The sequence below is a fragment of the uncultured Winogradskyella sp. genome (genome assembly GCF_947495255.1).
Classification (GTDB): domain Bacteria; phylum Bacteroidota; class Bacteroidia; order Flavobacteriales; family Flavobacteriaceae; genus Winogradskyella.
This window is the reverse complement of the sequence record NZ_CANLYI010000001.1, coordinates 245,658-266,144: the sequence shown is the minus strand read 5'-3', so window position 1 is coordinate 266,144 and position 20,487 is coordinate 245,658. Positions and strand designations below refer to the sequence as shown.

Below are 20,487 nucleotides of genomic sequence, written 5' to 3'. Positions count from 1 at the left end.
GTATTTATATTTTAGTTTAAAATTTCACAAATTCGACACGTCTGTTATTAGCTTTTCCTTCAGGTGTACTGTTATTATCTATTGGTTTACTTTCGCCAAACCCATTAGATTTAAGTCGGTCTTTAGAAATGCCCATGGCTATTAATTGATCCATAACAGCTTTTCCTCTTGCTTTAGATAATTCCATGTTTGTGTCGTCTCCACCATCAGCATCTGTATGTCCTTCTACACTAAAATTAATGTCCGAATTTTTAGTCATTAAATTGTATATTTTATTGATAGGACCCATGCTTTCTGCTTTTAAGGTGGCTTTATTTACATCGAATTTTATACCGTTTACTATGATTTTTCCTTCAGAAAGCACACTGTCGTAGTATTTAACACCTCCTTTTGCTATTCGGAAATTTCTTAAGTATTGATTTCCTTTCAGAGATCGGATAGTGAATCCCCAAGGATTTCCTTCTAGATGGGGAATGTTAACTAATCGCGTATCATCCATATAGGCTTTAAACTTACCTTTAGTATAAGCAATTGCAATATGTCGCCATTTTCCAACAGGTTCATTGCTCCAGCCAAGATTTTCGGTGCCAGGATATCTTTTATCAGTTTCTCCAAATTCAAGACCATTTGGGTATACCGTTAATTCCTTTCCTAAGCCTTTGTTCCATTGATTTTTTTTATCTCTAAAAGCAATGAAAAATCTATTGGCAGTAGTCTGTCCTTTCTCAAACCAAACATCAAACTCTATAGTAAATACTTCTGGCAGATAATCTTGATCAGAATCTTTCAAATAAGGCACTATTCCACCTCCACTGCCTAAAAACATAATGATGTTTTCTCCATTAACACTGGCTATTTCGGCAGAACCATTGTATAAATCCCAGCGACTCGGAAACTCACCGTTTTCTTCATTTATACTTGGTCCATCTTCAAAGATTACAGTATCTCCAGGTACAAAATCGAACTTACTCCAAACCACATTTGGCTTTTGATTTTTTGTTTCTTCATTACTTTCAGTGTTTTTGTTAGTGCTAGTTTTTTTAGATTTTGTTTTGTCTGATATGCTATCAGTTTTCTTTGTGTCTTTACCATCAATAGCATCTTCAGCTTTATCAAATTCTTTATCAATCTTTTTATTAATACGTTTTTCTGCTCTTTTTTCTGCTTCGCGTTCTACTTTGTCCTCTGCTTTCTTTTTTAATCGTTTTAAGATTTGCGCATTAGAGTTTTGAGGAATTACTATGAGCATACTGAGTACAATCAATATCTTAAATAGAAATTTTGATTTTATTTTTGGGCTAGAAGTTTTCATAACGTGTGCTGTTTATTACCTAAATTTACAACAGACATTTGGTTCTTTTTAACAGAACTTGATTACGTTATATTTCAATTTGAATTCGTTAGTTTTTTAATGGAATTTGTGCTGCAAGTTTTTAATTTATAGCACATTGAAGTATTCTTTAACTAGGTAAAACTATAAAGGAAGATGTTATTTAATTCTCTTAAGAATAAATATTTAGTAACGATTGTTGGCTACAAATTATCTAATAGGTCAATTAGATTTTTCTTTTGACGTATTGAAATAGGAATTTCTTTTTTGTTTTTCATTATTAAAAAACCATGATCTGTTTTGTCAACCTTTTTTATATGATTGAGGTTGACTAAATAGGATTGATGTGGTCTAAAAAAACCATATTCTTTTAGTATGCTTTCGTAATCTTTTAAACTTTTAGACACCAATATCTTTTCATTATTATCTAAGTAAAATGTAGTATAACTATTATCACTTTTGCAAAAATGAATATCGCTAATGTCTACGATATGCATAGAGTTTTGGGTGCGTAAAACGAGCTTTTTGTTTTGTAGTTCTTTTTTAAACGAATCCATTAAAACATTGACTTGAGATTCTGTATGTACTTTCTTTTCAATTAACTCAATAGCGCGTTGGATAGCTTGTTGAAACTCAATTTCATTAACTGGTTTTAAAATATAATCTATAGCACTAAACTTTATGGCTTTTATGGCAAAGGAATCAAACGCGGTTATAAAAACAACTTTAAAATCATAAGATGGTAGTTTTTGCAACAACTGAAACCCAGAACCATCAGATAATTGAATATCTAATAACACTAAATCTGGCTTTTTTTTATGTATTAAATCAATGCCTGTTTTAATACAATCCGCAGTCCCTACGAGTTTAATTTGTGGGAAATACTCGGATAGTAATTGGCTGTTTACTTCTTGCATTGCAGGTTCATCGTCTATGATAATAGCTCTAATCATTATTTAAAATTGGAATGTTAATTGTAATTCTTACTCCTGTTTTGTTAGGGTGTTTGTCTCTTAAATTGACGATTTCGAACTTAAAGTCCTTTTTGTATTTCTGTCTTATTAGTTTTCTTCTATTTTCAAAAATGGACATTGCCATAGATTTATGATTTTTCTTTGTGAAGCCTTCTAAAAATCCTTCGCCATTATCTTCAATAATAAATTCAATCCAATCTTTTTTGTCTGTAATAGTAATAGTTAAAATGCCGCCTTTGTCAATATTTTTGAAACCGTGTTTTATAGCATTTTCTATAAAGGGCTGGTTAAGCATTGGCGGAATTCTTATAAAATCTAGATCCAAGTCTTGGTCATAATTAATGCTATAATCAAATTTATTTTGCTTTCGCATTTTCTCTAATGCCATGTAGTTTTCAATCATACTAACTTCATCAGCTAAGGTAATGGATGCTGCCGTTGAGTTGTTAAGTGTAGCACGTGTTAAAGCTGCAAATTGCGAAAGGTATTGTGAGGCTTTACGAGCATCATTCTTCATCATAAAATTCTGTATAGAACCTAGAGCGTTATACACAAAATGTGGATTCATTTGGGTTCTTAATACCTGTAATCTCAAATTATTTTGTTTTAATTCTGATTGCTTGTTTTTAATATTTAAAATGTATAATATGAGTAGAATTAAAATGATTAAGAATGAAAGAATTACGATACCTGCATTAATACGTTGATTTTTTAACTCATTTTCAGTGGTCAATAATTCTATTTGTTGTTCTTTTTTTTCAGTTTCGTATTTGGTTTCTAATTCTTCAATCCCTTTTTGAACCTTAGAATCGTGAAGTTTATTTTCTAGAGAACGTAGGGAGTCATTCCAACGTAAAGCTTCTTTGTAATTTAATAAATTGGCATTTATCTCAGATAAGAGCTGTAACGTTTTTTGGTGCTCCATAGAATAAAAGTAAAGGTCTTTAAGTGTTGTGTTCTTTAATACTAATGAGAGCGCTTCATTGTCTTGTCCCAATATGCAATAGAGTTCTGCCTTACTATTGTTGTTAGAAATAATTTCATATGGGTCACTAAAATAGTTCTCTGATTCTTGTAATAATTGTAACGCTTTTTCGGTTTGGTTTAACTTTTTATAAATATTAGAACTATTACTTAGTGCAGCACTGATACCTTTATTAAAGCCAACTTCTTTACTTAATACCATTAATGAATCAAAATAGGCAAGTGCTTTTTTATGTTGCCCTTTTCTTTCAGAAATAGAACCTAAGTTGTTATATATTTTAGCAATATCGCCAAGTGAAGCACAATTTTCCTTGTCTTTTAATTTATAAGCTTTGTTTATGTAGAATTCCCATTTCTCAGTATTATTAGTTTCTTTAAAAATAGTTGCCATTGAAACATAATGATAACAAATGCGTTCCCAGTCTTTGGCTTTTTCTTTTATTTTGAGTGCGTTAAGTGCGTATTTTATGGCTAAGTCATACTCGCCTAAATAATTGTAGTTGCTTGCTAAATTCATGCTTATTTTAGCAATCTGGCTGCTATCTTTAGTTCTTACGGCACTTTCATAAGCAATAATATATACATCTATTGATGGTTGGTAAGTGCCTACTTCCCAATAGGTACTTGCTAAATAATTGCCTATTGCAGCAATTTTTTTATCATTCTTTAATTGTTTTGCTATTTGTAGAGCAATTTTTAAGTTTTTTATGGAGGCTTCTTTTTCTCCATTGACATCTAAGTATTGACCATAATCATAATAGGCTATTGCTATTTTTAAACTGTCATTATTCGCTATTTTTATTTTGTTTTGCAGAGCAACTTTTGCAGAGTCTCGTTTTATAACAATCTTATATTTATTGAAACTTGATGTATTGGAAGGTTCTAATTTGGCAGCGTTGAGACCGTATAAACTTGTAAAGGCAAGAAGATATATTAAGTAAACCGATATGTGAGATAGATACGTCATAATACGTATAACTTTCTATCTCAAATTTAACGATTTTATCTCTTAAATTTTAACATTTTCGTTAATATTATTGAGATAAGTATAGCTTTTTTACTACGTAAAATAAGTAATTCTTAAGGATAGGAAATAATGTACTTAAGGTGTTGGTTGTTAGTGTGATAAATTATTTAAAATAAAAATAAAAAAATGTTTTGCATATAAAAAAATAATTTACATTTGCAGCGAAAATTGGTGTCAGTCTAACAAGATATTAAAACCGGTTTTTAGCTGAACAATTGAAACATGTTTATATGTTCGGGTTCTTGAAAATTAGGAAGTCATATTCAAGAGCAGCTTACAGGTTAAGTAACCGAATTTTAGAGCTAACTTCCGCTTCTGCGATTGCTGCTAGTCAGCATATTTATGGTTTTGTACCAACTACACAAAGCCAGATTCAGGTATGATATAACGTAACCTTAACAGAGTTTACGCATATATTTTTTATTTTACACTTGAATATTTTACAAACAACATGAACAATAAATACATTGATCTCATCGATCAATCCTTTGACTTTCCACAAGACGAATTTAAACTTGAGGACAAAACGCTACGTTTCCATAATATTGACCTAATGAAATTGGTTGAAGAACATGGAGCACCATTAAAATTCACGTATTTACCACAAATTTCTAATAACATTCAGCGCGCTAAAACGTGGTTTGCTGATGCGTTTAAAAAACACAATTACAAGGGCAAGTACAACTATTGCTACTGTACTAAAAGTTCTCATTTTAAGCATGTGTTAGATGAAGCGTTGACTAATGATATTCATATTGAAACATCTTCTGCTTTTGATATTGATATTGTTAGAGCTTTAAAGAAAGAAGGTAAAATCACAGACGATACGTATGTATTAAGTAATGGTTTTAAACGAGAACAATACATTAATAATATTGCTGATCTTATAAATGATGGTCATAAAAACGCCATTCCTATTATAGATAACTATGAGGAAATAGATTTACTGTCTGAAGAAATAAACGGAAAGTTTAAAGTCGGTATTAGAATTGCTTCAGAAGAAGAACCAAAATTTGAATTCTACACCTCTCGTTTGGGTATTGGATACAAAAATATAGTGCCTTTTTATAAAGCTCAAATTCAAGATAATAAAAAGGTTGAACTGAAAATGTTGCACTTTTTTATTAATACAGGTATTAGAGACAACGCGTATTACTGGAATGAATTGCACAAATGTTTAAAGGTATACACATCATTAAAGAAAATTTGTCCATCATTAAATAGTTTAAATATTGGAGGTGGTTTTCCTATAAAAAACTCTTTGGCTTTCGATTTTGATTATGCTTATATGGTAGATGAAATAGTAAATCAAATTAAACTTGTTTGTGAGGAAGAAGAGGTAGATGTACCAAACATTTTTACTGAATTTGGTAGTTTTACTGTAGGAGAAAGTGGAGGAGCGATTTATAAAATACTTTACCAAAAGCAACAGAATGATCGTGAAAAATGGAATATGATTAATTCATCTTTCATAACAACCTTACCAGACACTTGGGCTATAAATAAACGTTTTGTGATGTTGCCAATTAACCGTTGGCAAGATAGTTACGAACGCGTTTTATTAGGTGGTTTAACTTGCGATAGTGACGATTATTACAATAGTGAGCAACATACAAACGCTATTTATTTACCAAAATATAATAAAGACAAACCATTATATATTGGCTTTTTTAATACAGGAGCTTACCAAGAAACCATTGGAGGTTTTGGAGGATTGCAACACTGTTTAATACCAACACCAAAGCATATTTTAATTCAAAAAGATGCAGAAGGAAATCTGAGTACAAAAGTATTTGCAGAGCAACAAAAAAGTGAGAATCTACTTGGTATTTTGGGGTATGAAACTGAGGCGAAAGAGAAAAAAGAGACAAGAACCAAGACTGCTTCGCTGTTAGAAAATGGACAGGTCTAAAGAACTACTAGAAAATAAATTTTAAAATAAAAAATTATGCCTCTAGTTTAAATTGTCCCCTTGAGGGGACTTTAGGGGTGTTTTTTATAAAGTATAACAATTAAAAAGATTCCCGTTTTCACGGGAAATAAACATGAAAACAAAAACTTACGCTGGTATCCCAGAAGATTTAGCAAAATTAGAAACAGCTAAAATCGTTCTAATTCCTGTGCCTTACGATGGTACAAGTACATGGCAAAAAGGAGCTGATAAAGGTCCTGATGCATTTTTAGATGCTTCGGCAAATATGGAGCTGTATGATATTGAAACAGCTTCGGAGGTTTATCAACAAGGTGTATTCTTAGCAGATGCCGTTTCAGAAAATAGTTCACCTGAAGCTATGGTAGAAGCTGTACACTTAGCGACTAAAAAATACATTAAAAAGAACAAGTTCGTAACTGTTTTTGGTGGTGAACATTCTATTTCAATCGGAACCATTAGAGCCTTTAATGAAATGTTTGAAGGTTTAACGGTTTTACATATTGATGCACATGCAGATTTACGTGAGAGCTACGAAGGTTCTACATGCAACCATGCTTGTGCTGTTTATGAAGCTAGCCAAACAACGAATTTAATTCAAGTTGGTATTCGTTCTATGGATATCATTGAGAAAACGGTTATGGACGAAGACAAAATATACTTCGCACATGAAATGGCAGAAGATGATAGTTGGATGGATTCTGCTATTGATCAAATGACAGATAACGTATTTATTACATTCGATTTAGATGCGTTAGATCCTTCAATTATGCCAAGTACTGGCACACCAGAACCAGGAGGATTATTGTATTATGAAACTTTAGAATTCTTAAAACAAGTTTTTGAAGAAAAGAACGTGGTTGGTTTTGATATCGTAGAATTATGCCCAAATGAAAACGATAAATCATCAGACTTCTTAGCAGCAAAATTGTACTACAAAATGTTAAGCTACAAGTTTAAAGATCAAGATATCGAAAATACTTTTGAAAGTAACTTTAACGATTCAAACAAAGAAGGAAACAAAAAATCTAAATTCAACACTGAAGATGACTACTAATAAAGGCGAAATTTCAAAATTTATAGAAAAGTACTATTTACACTTTAATGCAGCAGCTTTAGTTGATGCAGCAAAGGGTTATGAAGACCAATTAAATTCTGGCGCAAAGATGTTAGTATCTTTGGCTGGTGCAATGAGTACTGCAGAATTAGGTAAGATATTTGCTGAAATGATTCGCAAGGATAAAGTGCAAATTGTGTCTTGTACAGGTGCAAATTTAGAAGAAGATATCATGAATTTGGTAGCGCATTCTCATTACAAACGCGTTCCTAATTATAGAGATTTAACACCTCAAGATGAGTGGGATTTGTTGGAAAAAGGATTAAACCGTGTTACAGATACATGTATACCAGAGGAAGAAGCTTTTAGAAGAATCCAAGAACATATTGTGAAAATTTGGAAAGATGCTGAAGCTAAAGGTGAACGTTACCTTCCGCATGAATATATGTACAAATTATTATTATCTGGTGTTTTAGAGGAGCACTATGAAATTGATATTAAAGATTCTTGGATGTATGCTGCAGCAGAAAAAAACCTACCAATTATTTGTCCAGGTTGGGAAGATAGTACAATGGGAAATATCTTTGCAAGCTATGTTATAAAAGGTGAACTTCAAGCAAGTACAATGAAATCTGGTATCGAATACATGACATTTTTAGCAGATTGGTACACTAACAATTCTGAAAACGGTATTGGTTTCTTCCAAATTGGAGGAGGTATTGCTGGTGATTTTCCTATTTGTGTAGTCCCAATGTTATATCAAGATATGGAAAAACCAGAAACACCATTCTGGAGCTATTTCTGTCAAATTAGTGATAGTACAACGAGTTATGGTTCGTATTCTGGAGCAGTTCCAAACGAAAAAATAACTTGGGGAAAACTAGACATTAATACACCAAAATTTATTATTGAAAGTGATGCTACAATTGTTGCACCATTAATTTTTGCTTATCTCTTGGATATGTAATCATGGACGATCAAAAGATTGAAAATATAGAATTAAAGTTTTTAACGGTTGATGATTTTGAAGAATTAAAATCTGCAACCTTAGAATCTTATGGAGGCGTTTTAGATTCCTACTGGAAAAAACATCATATAGAACGCTTAACTTCCATTTTCCCTCAAGGACAAGTGGTTATTAAAATTGATGGTAATATTGCCGGTTGTGCATTATCGCTTATTGTTGATTATGACAGTATAGATGATGAGCATACTTATGCGGATATTATAAAAGGTGATTCTTTTAAAAAGCACGATACCAATGGTGACGTGCTTTACGGAATTGATGTTTTTATAAAGCCAGAATATAGAGGTTTACGTTTAGGAAGACGTTTATACGATTACAGAAAAGAAATCTGTGAGAACCTGAATTTGAAAGGTATTGTTTTTGGAGGTCGCATGCCAAATTACCATAAACACAAGCAGCTTACTCCAAAAGAGTATATTGAAAAGGTAAAGCGTAAAGAAATTCATGATCCAGTTTTAAACTTTCAAATTTCTAATGATTTTCATCCTGTTAGAGTTTTAAAAGGGTATTTGGAAGGCGATACAGCGTCAAATGAATATGCTGTTTTAATGGAATGGGATAATATTTATTATACCAAAAAAAGCAAAAGAGCATCTGCTATAAAAACCATTGTGAGATTAGGTCTTATACAATGGCAAATGCGTACTTATAATAGTTTAGATGAGTTAATGCAGCAAGTAGAATACTTTGTAGACAGTGTTGCAGCTTATCGTTCTGATTTTGCGTTGTTTCCAGAGTTTTTTAATGCACCATTAATGGCAAAGTACAATCATATGTACGAGCCAGATGCGATTAGAGAATTGGCAAAGTATACTAAGGTAATTGTTGAGAAAATGCAACAATTATCTATTTCTTATAATATTAATATTATAACAGGTAGTATGCCAGAAATTATAGATAACAAGTTGTTTAATGTTGGTTATTTATGTCGCAGAGATGGAAGTTTAGAACGTTATGAAAAAATCCATGTAACACCAGACGAAGCCAAAATTTGGGGAATGCAAAGAGGTCATAAACTACAAACTTTTGAAACTGATGCAGGTAAAATTGGTGTATTAATTTGTTATGATTCTGAGTTCCCAGAATTATCAAGATTATTGGCAGAAGAAGGTATGGATATTTTGTTTGTGCCGTTTTTAACAGATACTCAAAATGGTTATTCTAGAGTACGCTTATGCGCACAAGCCAGAGCTATTGAAAATGAATGTTATGTGGCTATTGCGGGAAGTGTTGGTAATTTACCTAATGTAAATAATATGGATATTCAATATGCACAATCAGCAGTGTTTACGCCTTGCGATTTTTCATTTCCTAGTAATGGAATAAAAGCAGAAGCAACGACAAATACCGAAATGATTTTAGTTGCAGATGTGGATTTAAGTCTTTTACGAGAATTACACTCTTTTGGAGCTGTAAAAAATTTAAAAGATCGAAGAAAAGATTTTTATGATGTTATACGAGTAAATAAATAAGTATTATATTTAAAAAAAATTAGCTTCAGAAATATTATTAAAAAATGAAACCGAAAGACGCACATTTAAAACGAGTTATAGTTGATTTCAAAAAATTAACACCCGAAATTTTAGCACTTCTTGTAGAGAAATATCCAGATGGTTACGATGATGAACAAATTGTTTCTTTTAAGAATGCTAAAAATGAAATTATTGAAGCTGTTGAGGTAACTACTGAAGATACTAAATATTTAGTGAAAGTAAGTACTAAGCTAGAGCAGACAATGGAGAATTACGATGAAGATGATTATGAGGATTTTGAAGATGATGATCCAACAGCTGTGCAAGATCCAGATTTAGAGCCTGGTGCTGAGGACGAAGATTTTGACTAAATCATAGTTGTCACGTTGAGAATATTTTGTAATTTACTATATATTAAAATGTTATAAATTTTAAATGGTTGAATTATGGAAACATCATTTCATATCTCGTTGCCGTGTTTAAATGTAGAAGAAACTAAGAACTTCTACTTAAATAGCATTGGAGCTTCCGCAGGAAGAACAAGTGACAATTGGTTAGATATAAATTTATTTGGTCATCAAATTACTTTTATACAAGCCGAAAAATTTCATTTTCATAGTCCCAATTATGTGTTTGAAGGCAAACTGTTGCCGTCATTTCATTTTGGTGTTATTGTAAATGAAGAAAACTGGAAAGCGCTTTATGCAAAACTGATTAATCTAAAGTTAAAAGTTGTAACTCAAACTACTTTTTTAGAGGGTAAAACAGGAGAGCATTTGTCTTTTTTTATTAAAGACCCTAACGATTATATGTTAGAGTTTAAAAGCTTTAAAAATTCTAAGGAGATGTTTAAAGTGTAGTGCCAAACTTAAATTTACTCTAAAAAACGATTAGACTAAAAAAAATCTACAATTGTAGCTACAGTAATTATAATCATGAGGTTATATTCTAAAAGCATTTGGGCTTGAGGTAGCAAATTCCCAAAACCACAAAACAAATAATTAGTTATAGGTACAGCAAGGCTTTATAAGTCTTGCTGGTCAATAACATATCTATACCTAAAATTTAAAACACAGGAATTTAAAACAACAATTTTTTAATTTTAAGTAAAAATGAAAAACAGACAACTTACACTAGCCTTTATATTCTCTATCGTTGTATTTAGTGCAAACGCTTTATTGGAGAAAACAATTAAAACACAAGAAAAGAAAACGGTTACAACGACAGCTACTTTTGATGGTTATGACGCTGAAGATGGTTACTCTTTTATAATTAGAGAAGATGAAGATGATGAGGAAAGTGAAATAACAATGTTCTTTACTGAAATTTCAGAAGAAGCATTAAAAGCGGTTAATTTAAAATCTGAAGACATGATTGGTAAACGTTTTCAAATTACATATGAAATAACAGAATACGAAGAGGAAGACGATAATGGTTATGTAGAAACTTTTGAGAGTTTTAAAATATTAGAAGTAAAAAAAATGAAATAATACAATTTCATTTAATAAAAAATGGTTAAGATATAGACTGCTGGGAAACTAGCAGTCTTTTTTTTAGGGCTACTTCCCAAATAAATATAGAGAATACAATGCCATATTCCAATCCAATTATATAAAGATTTTCAGAATTGGTGCTGTTAGAATATGCTAAATAACTTAGCACAACGACCAATGACCAAACGATTGGAAATTTGTAATTAGTAAATACGCTTAATATTACTAAAGTTGCAATATACCATGGGTGAACTGTTGTACTTAAGAATAAATAAAACGTGAGTACCAATAACATTGAAGTTATTAATCTAGTTAAATTATTATGCTCCTTAAAGAACGCAAAGCTCAAAATAATTAAGACGGAAATAATAGGTAGAATTTTACCAATTATAGCAATTTCATTATAGCCAGTAATTGCAAAACCTATTTCTCTTATGAGATAATAAATACTAGCATTAAATTCAAAATTACCAAACCAGAGTCCTACAGTTTTAGAATAATTATCTACAAATTCCATCGAGAAAAATGGCAAAAAGAGTAGAAGTATAGTTGTCCCAATTATGGCATAAAAAGTAATTAGTTTTGGCAGATTAAGACGCTTTAATAGGTTTAAAACGCTTGTTGTATTTTCTTCGTTCTTATGTGATTTAAAAAAATTAAAAAATAAAGGTAATAGCATTAACGGAATTAACTTTACTGATATAGAACAAGCTAATACAAAAGCTGCCCATTTCCATTTGCCAACATGTAGTAAGTATAGTGACCAAACAAGGAAGAATATCATGACGCCTTCAAAATGAAGGTTACCTGTTAATTCAATAATTATAAACGGATTTAAAATGTACCAAAAAATCTTTGAAGAAGGCAGTTTTAGACGTTCTAAGAGTTTCTTTCCAAAGTAAAGTGTTCCAATGTCAGCAGCAATTATAATAAGTCTTAATCCAATAACTGAGCTTAAAATGCTTTTACCAGGAAATAGATTTGCAAATAGGAAGCATAGTTGATTTATTGGTGGATAATTTGTGAAATGCGAAGCGCTTAAACTTCCCATGCCATTATATAATTCAACTTGATTATGAAACCCAGTAATTACCCCTAATTCCATTTGAAAATTAGGTGTTGTTAAATATGGATTAAAACCAGATAGTAGCATTTGTCCATCCCAAATAAAACGATAAAAATCTTGTGATAAATTTGGCGTAGCAAATAAAAACAATAACCTAAAAGCTACTGAGAATATGACTAATAAACTAAAGTTAAATCCTGATTTTTTTATAATTTGAAAGGCAAATACAAAAAGAGCCACATAAAGTAATAAAAGCTTTGTGGTGTCTGAGCGCACTAAATCGTAGGCGAAACTCACATAAAAAATGCTGCTAATAAAAAAAAATAGAAGAGGAAGTTTATGATATTTCCAAAGCGCAATCACACTTTAGAAGTCAATGATTTAAAAAACACATAAGCAAAACCAATAAAGAGCATTAAGTGAAAAGGAAACAACCCAAAATCACCACCTTGGTCACCAACAACAAATGCGCTATACATTCCGAAAGCAAAATAAAGCATTAACATACCTTCAATAACAACGTGAGGTGAGAGTTTTTTTCTAAGGTATTTGTTACCTTTCCAAGAATCTCTAATCGTACTTATATTAAATTTTGGTGTACGTACAAATTCACTACGTTTACCAATATGGCCTTCAATAACAGCAATAGAATTATGAAGCGAAAAGCCCATAGCTATTGAGAAGAATGTAAAAAACATACCTATGTAACTAAAGAATTTTTTAAAGCCACTACCATAGATGCTTTTGTACATAAACCAATAGCATACAAAGAAAATAATAGTACTCATTACAAAGAAACTCATTACATAAAAGTAGTTTCTTAGGTGTGCATATTCATTTTTAATATACAACATCGGAATACTTAAAATAGCCACAGTAAATATGCTTAAAAACATAGAGCTATTTAATAAATGAAGTAAACCGTGAATTTTTGTTTTCGCTGAAATATTATCAGACTTTACAACACGCCAAAGCATTTTTCTAAAGTTTTCTGCACCACCTTTGTTCCAACGGAATTGTTGAGAACGGGCTGCACTAATAACTACAGGTAATTCAGCAGGCGTTTCAACATCTTCTAGGTATTTAAATTCCCAATTCTTTAATTGTGCTCTGTAGCTTAAATCTAAATCTTCAGTAAGTGTATCACCTTCCCAATTACCAGCATCGAGAATACATGCTTTTCTCCAAGCACCAGCTGTACCATTAAAATTAATAAAATGACCTTTACTATTTCTACCAACTTGCTCTAGGGTAAAATGTGCATCTAAAGCAAAAGCTTGGATTTTAGTTAACAAAGAATAATCTCTATTAATGTGTCCCCAACGCGTTTGGACTACACCAATTTTTTCATTCTTAAAATAAGGAATAGTACGTTTTAACCAATTAGGCTGCGGTAAAAAATCGGCATCAAAAATGGCAATATACTCACCTTTTGCAATTTTTAATCCTTCTTTAAGTGCACCAGCTTTAAAACCACTTCGGTCAGTTCTGGTAATATGTTTTATATCTAATCCTGTTGTTGCAAGTTGCTCTACATGAGCTTTTGTAGAGGCAATGGTTTCATCTGTAGAATCATCCAAAACCTGAATTTCTAATTTATCTTTTGGGTATTCTAAAAGGGCAATGTTGTTTAACAAACGCTCCATTACGTACATCTCGTTATAGACAGGTAGTTGAATGGTAACTATTGGAATTTCTTCTGAATTTGAAAAATCAAATGTCTCAGAGTCGTCTCGTTTCTTTTTTGAAGAAAGGTAGTTAAAGAGTAGGTTTAGCTGAGCCAAAGCATACATAAATATTAGTACTATGGCAATTGTATAAATTACAATTATTGTATATTGAAGGTAGATCACTTAAAACTGTATTTAAAAATCCATGTCAAGATTTTTACGCCAGCAAAGATAGCACCTTTTATCGTACCTGAAACTTTTGAGACACCTATTCTGTTTCTATAATTTACTGGGATTTCTCTATAACTTAACTTTTGTTTTAATGCTTTTAACTGCATTTCTACCGTCCAGCCATAAGTTTTATCTTCCATTTTTAAACCTAAAAGCTTATCGTATTTTATGGCTCTAAAAGGACCTAAGTCGGTAAAAGTAGATTTAAAAAATAGTTTCATTAGGTTGGTTGTTAGCCAATTACCAAATATTTGCGGTTTGGTCATTGATCCTTCTTCACGCAGTTCTTCAACCCTTGAGCCAACAACAAAATCGATATTTTCTTCAATTATTGGTTGGACTATTTTTGTTAATTCTTCTGGGTAATCACTATAATCTCCATCTAAAAAAACAATAATATCTGGCTTATTTTTTTGATTAGAAATATAATCCATACCCTTTAAACAGGCAAAACCATACCCTTTTTGCTTTTCTATCAATACAGTGGCACCAGCATTTTTTGCATTAAGTTCTGTTTGGTCGGTAGAATTGTTACTGACTACAATAACTTCATCTACAATAGTAGGAATGGCTTTTATAACAAGAGGAATCGACTCTTCTTCATTATAAGCAGGAATAATAACTTTTATATTGGGCATTATTTTAAATCTGATAGTTTGTTGTCTCTCTTAAATGATTTTAAGTCTGTCCATACTTTTAGCTTTTTACCTTTAGAGTATTTGGCTGCAGAAACTAATTCTTCATTTTTATACATTAAACAATAACCATTTTTTTTATTGTTAGTTAATTGACACTTGTGATTTATTTTTTCATTCTCATCGTAAAATAACCACCAATTGTCTTTTTCTCCATTTACAAAATGGCCTTCGGATGTTTTTAAACCATTTTCGCTGTAAAATTGCCAATAGCTACTGAGCTTTCCTAACTTATAATCACCAACTTTTTCAATTTTTCCATTTTTATAGAAAAATCGCCAAAAGCCAGAACGTTTATCGTTTTTAAATTCGCCTTCATTCTCCAATTTACCAGTATTATAAAAGGCTTTCCAGTAATCTGTTTTTAAACCGTCATTGTAATGTCCTTTATGTTTAAGTCTTCCGTTTGGAAAATAGAATTTCCAGAATTTTGAACGTTTACCGTTATTGTAATGCCCTTCTTCTAAAAGTCTATTGTTAGAAAATATTTTCCAATGGTTGACTTTTAAACCATTTTCAAAATCTCCATAGGCTTTAATATTTCCATTTGTATCAAAAAATCTCCAAAACCCGTTTTCTTTACCATTTCTAAAAGCACCTCGTTTTTCTAATTGTCCGTTCTCATGATAAAAATACCAATAATCTACTTTTACATCATTTTGAATCCATCCTTTAGAATTAATATTGCCATTGTTAAACGTACTTTTTGTGTAGGTTTTTTGGGCAAAAGCGATAGATGAAAATATAAATAGAAGTAAAGTTAATCTCATTATTTCTTATTCACTAAATCCATTAAATCAACATCATTTCCTAAAAGTATTTCAGTAGGGTTGATACGACCTTCCATAGAATCGTTTTCTAATTTTAATACACCTCTTGGGCAAACAGCAGAACAAACACCACAGCCAACACAACTAGAGCGTACAATGTTTTCACCTTTTTGGGCGTATGCACGTACATCTATTCCCATTTCACAACTGTTAGAACAATTTCCGCAAGAAATACATTGTCCACCATTTGTGGTAATTCTAAATTTAGAAAACATACGTTGTTGAAATCCTAAAACGGCAGCCATTGGACAACCAAAACGGCACCAAGAACGATTTCCTAAAATAGGATAGAAACCAGTACCAATGACACCAGAAAAAATAGAGCCAATATAAATTCCATATGAAGATCTTAATACACTTGCTTTTACATAGAAAAGGTTTTCAGTTGTGCCAGTAAAATGCATCACTAGTAATACGGTAATTGCCACAAAGAAACCAATGGCTCCATATTTGGCATCTTTACCGAGTTCTTGTCTTTTAAAAAACATAACAGCGGCAAATACTAATGTTAAAAAGCCAATAACTAAAGCAATGAAAACATCTCTAGTAAGCCAAAAGTCATTTTTGTCATAGCCTAAATACGTATAAATCACTGCTGTTGTCATTAGTACAGAAAAGACAAGAACGGTATGTATTAACCAACGTTCAATTTTCCATGCCGACATCTTTTTTGAGGATAATTGTCTAAAAGAATCTCCAGCAGTTTCTGCTAAGCCACCACAACCACAAACCCAAGAACAGTACCAACGTTTTCCATATTTGTAAGTTAATATAGGTGAGATAACAAAGATTGAAATAATACCAAACAGAATTAAAGCTAAGCCAATATTACCATTAGATAGGAATCCGTTTACAGACCATTCATCAAAAATATAATAGTTAAGAGGCCACATAGATTTTAAATCATAGTAAGGTAAATCGTTATTCATTACATACATAAATTCTGGAATCAGAAAAGCGAAGCCTAATTGAAAAAACATCACTGAAACCGTTCGCAATTGCTGATAACGATTGTGTCTGTATTTAAGCATAAATTTATATCCAAAAGCTAAAATCGCAACAGTATAAAGTGTCCCATAAACAAACCACTGACTTGCATTTCTTCCACTTAATAGCTGACTCAATGGGTCAAATAAACCAATTAAGCCTGAGTTAGCTTCACCATCTGAGCCTAATCCTAAATATTTTGGAAAGAAATAAAGAACGATATAAAATGTGGTTAGAATAATACCAACAATCCAACCCCAAATACCACGAGATGAAATGGATTTAAACCAAACACCATCATTTTTTATACCTTCTAATTTGTTGAGGTAGGCATCTCTTGCATACACGACGATGCCAACAATAATTAAACCTAATGAAAGTGATAAGAAAACTGCTTTATTGGGAAAATTGGTATTGAATAATGCTAGGACTAATACGAATAACCCTATAACACCAACTGCAAGTGCTATTTTTTGTTTGTTAGAAATGTCTACAGCATCTGGTTTAGCTAAAGACATGCTATGATTTATTTTGTTACTCATAATTAAGCGGTTTGTAGTTGGTTATTGTAAGTAGAAAGGATATCATTTTCGAATTTTGAATAAAATTCTGGGTCAAAATTAGCTTCAGAGAGATGGTTTATTACATAATCAACATTCCGTTTTTCTGTTAACCATTTATCAAATGTTTCATGTCGCATTCTAATTCCAAAAGTATTGATGCCTAGAAATTCGTTGGTGTCTTTATTGTAAGCTACAGTGATACATTTTGTATCATCACTATGTTTCCAATGAAAATGTTTTTCGTATTCTGGACGACCTCTTACACCAAATACCCAACCATAGGTTTGATATTCTATATCTAAAAACTTTGCAGAGTTAAACCAATGTCCTGGTTTGTATTCAATTTTATTTCCGCAAATGGTTTGTGCTAAGGTTTCTCCCATCATTCTGCCTGTGTACCAAACGGCTTCAATTGGTCTTCTATTTCCTATAGCTTCATGTTGTTCTGCACAATCACCAATAGCATAGACGTCTTTTATGTTAGTTTCTAAAAAACGATTGACTTTGACGCCTCGTCCTAATTCAATTTCAGAATCTTTTAAGAAATCGATATTTGGTGTTACTCCTGCTGTTAAGCCAACGACATTACATGCTATTTCTTCTCCGGTTTCTTCAATAATAATGGACTTTACGTTTCCGTTTTCGTCCGATTTTATTTCTTTCAAATTTGTAGAAAGCCTCAAATCTATATGATGATTTTTAATGTGTCTGTTAATCATTTCGCTTTCACCTTCAGGTAAAACACCATTCCAAAAACTGTCTTCTCTAACCAAAAATGTTACTGGTATTTTTCTAGAATTCAGCATTTCAGCTAATTCAATGCCTATTAAACCACCACCAACAATAACGGCACGTTTACAAACATCTTTGTTTGGAGCATGCTTTTCAAGATTCTCTAAATCTTGTTTATGATACATTCCCATAACACCATTTGATTCTTGTCCTGGCCAACCAAATTTATTCGGTTTGCTGCCAGTGGCAATAATTAATTTATCATATGGCATGGTTTCCCCTTTGTCAAAATGAAGGGTTTTGGATTTTGTACAGACGTTTTTTACATAACCTTTTTTCAGTTCGATTCTGTTTTTTTTCCAAAACCAATTTTCATAAGGTTGCGTGTGTTCAAACTTCATGTGTCCCATGTACACATACATTAAAGCTGTACGCGAAAAGAAATAATCTGTTTCAGCTGAGATAATGGTGATTTTTTTATCAGAAAGTTTACGAATATGCCTTGCTAATGTAACGCCAGAAATTCCGTTGCCTATTATAACGATGTGGTCCATGGTTTTTAATTGTTAGTTAAGTGGTCTGTCGAAGCTAAAGGTAAGAACTTAAAGAATCTATTTAATTTAGAAAGAATTTAAATAGGAGATCCCTTGTAAGGTTTATAGTATTTCTGTTGTTTTATTTTTTTTTACATAGTTGTAAGTGTTAGAATTTATGTGCGACAGAAAGATTATTAAATTAATAAAATAGGACTCATTTTTATGAAAGTATACAGTTTTTTAATCGCGTTTTTAATCACTTTTAGTGCTACTGCACAAGACTTAGATTTCTTTTTTACACAAACTAATTCATTTTTAGAAAAGCATGTTGCTAACGGAAAGGTAGATTACACGACTATAAAAAAGAATCAATCAGAGTTAGATGAACTATTAAAAATAGCCGATGGTATTGCAGTTAAGGTAACAGATGCTAATAACTATAAATCCTTTTGGATTAATGCCTATAATATTTCGGTGATTAAAGGAATTATAGATAATTACCCAACAAAATCACCTCTAGATACGTCTGGTTTTTTCGATAGAACAACTTATAGTCTAGGTGGAAAAGAAATTACTCTTAACGATATTGAACATAAATTATTGAGAGCAAAATTTAAAGATGCACGTTTTCATTTTGTCTTGGTCTGCGGTGCTATTGGTTGCCCTCCTCTAATTAATGAAGCTTATATGCCAAACAAAGTAGAGGCTCAGTTAGAAAGTCAAACGATTAAAGCCTTAAACGGAAATTTCTTAAAAGTGAATACAAAGAAGAAAAAAGTTGAAGCTTCTGAAATTATGAAATGGTATAAGGAAGATTTTACTATGAATGGCATCACGGAAATAGATTTTATAAATAAATATAGAACAGAAAAAATTCCTTCAAATTTTAAGCTCACTTATTTTACTTATAACTGGAATTTGAACAAACAATAATTTAATACTAATCAACTAAAAAAAAGCAATGAAAAAAATTAGTTTAGCAATCGTAGCAATGATGGTCACATTTCTAGGGTTTTCGCAAGAAGAAGGAACTCAAAAGAAAAGTAACGTACAAGAATTTACACCTTCAAAGCTATTGAGCAAAGGGCAATGGGATATTAAGTTTTTTAATAGTTTGTATACGCAAACAAAGCAAACAGGTGCAGGTACTGGTGAATCTTTTACTATTGACAGACAAAACTTTTTTACAAATACAACAGAGATTTATACAGGTGTAAGTAATAATTCTAGAATAAACGTAGGTTTTATTTTTCAAGTAAGAGCAAATAATTATGGTGGTCAAAATGCACTTAGTGTATTTGATTTTAAAAATAATGGTGTAGATTCTCGAAGCGGTTTGACAACAATTGCACCATCTATTAGAGTGCAACCTTTTGCAAGTGTTCCTAATTTTTCTTTTACGAGTTCACTATATCTACCTGTTTTTAAAGATGAAGCTGTACCTGCTTATTTAGATAAAAGGAGTACATTTTGGGAAACTAAATTTTTCTACGACAAAACTTTTGGAGGTGGCGATTGGCAAATATTCACAGAAGCAGATTTTGGTTTTAATTTTGGAGAAAATCAAAGTGATGCAGATGCATTAACAGAAAATTCTGGTGAACGTTTTGCAAATAATAGTATGTTTTTACCTCTAAGTGCTTTTTTAAGCTACTTTCCATCGAGTAAATCTACTTTATTTGTAAATGCTCAACAAGCTTTTTTAATTGACCTTGGTAATAATTTTGAACAAAATTATACGCAATTAGGATTTGGCGGAAAATACCAGTTAACAGATGTTTTAAATATTGAAGCCTCATACGGAAAATTTGTACGAGGAAATAACTTTCAAGGTTTAGGTGAAACTTTCAGTATCGGTTTAAGAGCTTTGTTGTAAAGAATTG

Annotated in this window: 18 protein-coding genes; 9 read left to right on the top strand and 9 right to left on the bottom strand. The window is 31.5% G+C overall.

What is annotated here, in order from left to right; genetic code table 11:
- Nucleotides 1-16: 16 nt before the first annotated feature.
- The 3 genes from Q0807_RS01170 to Q0807_RS01160 form a co-directional block, all read right to left on the bottom strand.
- Nucleotides 17-1,312, bottom strand: a complete 1,296-nt coding sequence (locus Q0807_RS01170) for an OmpA family protein (RefSeq protein ID WP_299105402.1) — start codon at nt 1,310-1,312, stop codon at nt 17-19.
- 221 nt (nt 1,313-1,533) lie between these two features.
- Nucleotides 1,534-2,283 carry a LytTR family DNA-binding domain-containing protein gene (locus Q0807_RS01165; RefSeq protein ID WP_299105399.1) on the bottom strand — a complete coding sequence of 250 codons (750 nt, stop codon included), beginning with the start codon at nt 2,281-2,283 and terminating at the stop codon, nt 1,534-1,536.
- Entirely contained in the window at nt 2,276-4,255 is a 1,980-nt protein-coding gene (locus Q0807_RS01160; RefSeq protein ID WP_299105397.1) for a histidine kinase, read from the bottom strand. Before Q0807_RS01160 ends, Q0807_RS01165 begins: the two co-directional genes overlap by 8 nt.
- 511 nt (nt 4,256-4,766) lie before the next feature.
- Between Q0807_RS01160 and Q0807_RS01155 the strand changes: the two genes are divergently transcribed.
- The 7 genes from Q0807_RS01155 (at nt 4,767) to Q0807_RS01125 (ending at nt 11,291) form a co-directional block, all read left to right on the top strand.
- Nucleotides 4,767-6,227, top strand: a complete 1,461-nt coding sequence (locus Q0807_RS01155; RefSeq protein ID WP_299105395.1) for an arginine decarboxylase — start codon at nt 4,767-4,769, stop codon at nt 6,225-6,227.
- A gap of 133 nt (nt 6,228-6,360) precedes the next feature.
- The gene (speB, locus tag Q0807_RS01150; RefSeq protein ID WP_299105393.1) at nt 6,361-7,302 is read left to right on the top strand and encodes an agmatinase; all 942 of its coding nucleotides are present in this window, start codon (nt 6,361-6,363) and stop codon (nt 7,300-7,302) included.
- A complete protein-coding gene (locus tag Q0807_RS01145) occupies nt 7,292-8,269 on the top strand; it encodes a deoxyhypusine synthase family protein (protein WP_299105391.1) in 978 nt (325 codons plus the stop codon). Before speB ends, Q0807_RS01145 begins: the two co-directional genes overlap by 11 nt.
- A gap of 2 nt (nt 8,270-8,271) precedes the next feature.
- The gene (locus Q0807_RS01140) at nt 8,272-9,801 is read left to right on the top strand and encodes a bifunctional GNAT family N-acetyltransferase/carbon-nitrogen hydrolase family protein (protein ID WP_299105389.1); all 1,530 of its coding nucleotides are present in this window, start codon (nt 8,272-8,274) and stop codon (nt 9,799-9,801) included.
- A 44-nt stretch (nt 9,802-9,845) separates the two neighbouring features.
- Complete coding sequence (locus tag Q0807_RS01135; RefSeq protein ID WP_299105387.1) at nt 9,846-10,172, top strand: hypothetical protein; 327 nt, start codon at nt 9,846-9,848, stop codon at nt 10,170-10,172.
- Nucleotides 10,173-10,247: 75 nt separating this feature from the next.
- Nucleotides 10,248-10,661 carry a VOC family protein gene (locus tag Q0807_RS01130; protein ID WP_299105385.1) on the top strand — a complete coding sequence of 138 codons (414 nt, stop codon included), beginning with the start codon at nt 10,248-10,250 and terminating at the stop codon, nt 10,659-10,661.
- Between the two features lie 252 nt (nt 10,662-10,913).
- Nucleotides 10,914-11,291 (top strand): hypothetical protein, encoded by a 378-nt coding sequence (locus Q0807_RS01125; RefSeq protein WP_299105382.1) that lies wholly within the window; start codon nt 10,914-10,916, stop codon nt 11,289-11,291.
- Nucleotides 11,292-11,316: 25 nt separating this feature from the next.
- On the opposite strand, the gene Q0807_RS01120 is transcribed toward Q0807_RS01125, so the two are convergent.
- The 6 genes from Q0807_RS01120 to Q0807_RS01095 all read right to left on the bottom strand — a co-directional run bounded on the left by Q0807_RS01120 (nt 11,317) and on the right by Q0807_RS01095 (nt 18,622).
- On the bottom strand, nt 11,317-12,657 hold the full coding sequence (locus tag Q0807_RS01120; RefSeq protein WP_367180227.1) for a mannosyltransferase: 1,341 nt from the start codon (nt 12,655-12,657) through the stop codon (nt 11,317-11,319).
- A gap of 62 nt (nt 12,658-12,719) precedes the next feature.
- Nucleotides 12,720-14,210: a cellulose synthase family protein gene (locus tag Q0807_RS01115; RefSeq protein WP_299106097.1), complete on the bottom strand. Its 1,491-nt coding sequence runs from the start codon at nt 14,208-14,210 to the stop codon at nt 12,720-12,722.
- On the bottom strand, nt 14,210-14,899 hold the full coding sequence (locus tag Q0807_RS01110) for a glycosyltransferase family 2 protein (protein WP_299105377.1): 690 nt from the start codon (nt 14,897-14,899) through the stop codon (nt 14,210-14,212). The genes Q0807_RS01115 and Q0807_RS01110 overlap by 1 nt, the downstream gene beginning before the upstream one ends.
- The gene (locus tag Q0807_RS01105) at nt 14,899-15,726 is read right to left on the bottom strand and encodes a toxin-antitoxin system YwqK family antitoxin (protein ID WP_299105375.1); all 828 of its coding nucleotides are present in this window, start codon (nt 15,724-15,726) and stop codon (nt 14,899-14,901) included. Before Q0807_RS01105 ends, Q0807_RS01110 begins: the two co-directional genes overlap by 1 nt.
- A complete protein-coding gene (locus tag Q0807_RS01100) occupies nt 15,726-17,315 on the bottom strand; it encodes a 4Fe-4S dicluster domain-containing protein (RefSeq protein WP_299105371.1) in 1,590 nt (529 codons plus the stop codon). The genes Q0807_RS01105 and Q0807_RS01100 overlap by 1 nt, the downstream gene beginning before the upstream one ends.
- Nucleotides 17,316-17,317: 2 nt before the next feature.
- Complete coding sequence (locus Q0807_RS01095; protein WP_299105369.1) at nt 17,318-18,622, bottom strand: NAD(P)/FAD-dependent oxidoreductase; 1,305 nt, start codon at nt 18,620-18,622, stop codon at nt 17,318-17,320.
- 204 nt (nt 18,623-18,826) lie between these two features.
- Between Q0807_RS01095 and Q0807_RS01090 the strand changes: the two genes are divergently transcribed.
- Nucleotides 18,827-19,537: a DUF547 domain-containing protein gene (locus Q0807_RS01090; RefSeq protein ID WP_299105367.1), complete on the top strand. Its 711-nt coding sequence runs from the start codon at nt 18,827-18,829 to the stop codon at nt 19,535-19,537.
- Nucleotides 19,538-19,565: 28 nt separating this feature from the next.
- Nucleotides 19,566-20,480 (top strand): hypothetical protein, encoded by a 915-nt coding sequence (locus tag Q0807_RS01085; RefSeq protein ID WP_299105364.1) that lies wholly within the window; start codon nt 19,566-19,568, stop codon nt 20,478-20,480.
- Nucleotides 20,481-20,487 lie beyond the last annotated feature (7 nt).

Coding starts and splice junctions, on each gene's coding strand:
- Q0807_RS01170 (WP_299105402.1), bottom strand. CDS start 1,312: ATGAAAACTTCTAGCCCAAAAATAAAATCAAAATTTCTATTTAAGATA.
- Q0807_RS01165 (WP_299105399.1), bottom strand. CDS start 2,283: ATGATTAGAGCTATTATCATAGACGATGAACCTGCAATGCAAGAAGTA.
- Q0807_RS01160 (WP_299105397.1), bottom strand. CDS start 4,255: ATGACGTATCTATCTCACATATCGGTTTACTTAATATATCTTCTTGCC.
- Q0807_RS01155 (WP_299105395.1), top strand. CDS start 4,767: ATGAACAATAAATACATTGATCTCATCGATCAATCCTTTGACTTTCCA.
- speB (WP_299105393.1), top strand. CDS start 6,361: ATGAAAACAAAAACTTACGCTGGTATCCCAGAAGATTTAGCAAAATTA.
- Q0807_RS01145 (WP_299105391.1), top strand. CDS start 7,292: ATGACTACTAATAAAGGCGAAATTTCAAAATTTATAGAAAAGTACTAT.
- Q0807_RS01140 (WP_299105389.1), top strand. CDS start 8,272: ATGGACGATCAAAAGATTGAAAATATAGAATTAAAGTTTTTAACGGTT.
- Q0807_RS01135 (WP_299105387.1), top strand. CDS start 9,846: ATGAAACCGAAAGACGCACATTTAAAACGAGTTATAGTTGATTTCAAA.
- Q0807_RS01130 (WP_299105385.1), top strand. CDS start 10,248: ATGGAAACATCATTTCATATCTCGTTGCCGTGTTTAAATGTAGAAGAA.
- Q0807_RS01125 (WP_299105382.1), top strand. CDS start 10,914: ATGAAAAACAGACAACTTACACTAGCCTTTATATTCTCTATCGTTGTA.
- Q0807_RS01110 (WP_299105377.1), bottom strand. CDS start 14,899: ATGCCCAATATAAAAGTTATTATTCCTGCTTATAATGAAGAAGAGTCG.
- Q0807_RS01105 (WP_299105375.1), bottom strand. CDS start 15,726: ATGAGATTAACTTTACTTCTATTTATATTTTCATCTATCGCTTTTGCC.
- Q0807_RS01100 (WP_299105371.1), bottom strand. CDS start 17,315: ATGAGTAACAAAATAAATCATAGCATGTCTTTAGCTAAACCAGATGCT.
- Q0807_RS01095 (WP_299105369.1), bottom strand. CDS start 18,622: ATGGACCACATCGTTATAATAGGCAACGGAATTTCTGGCGTTACATTA.
- Q0807_RS01090 (WP_299105367.1), top strand. CDS start 18,827: ATGAAAGTATACAGTTTTTTAATCGCGTTTTTAATCACTTTTAGTGCT.
- Q0807_RS01085 (WP_299105364.1), top strand. CDS start 19,566: ATGAAAAAAATTAGTTTAGCAATCGTAGCAATGATGGTCACATTTCTA.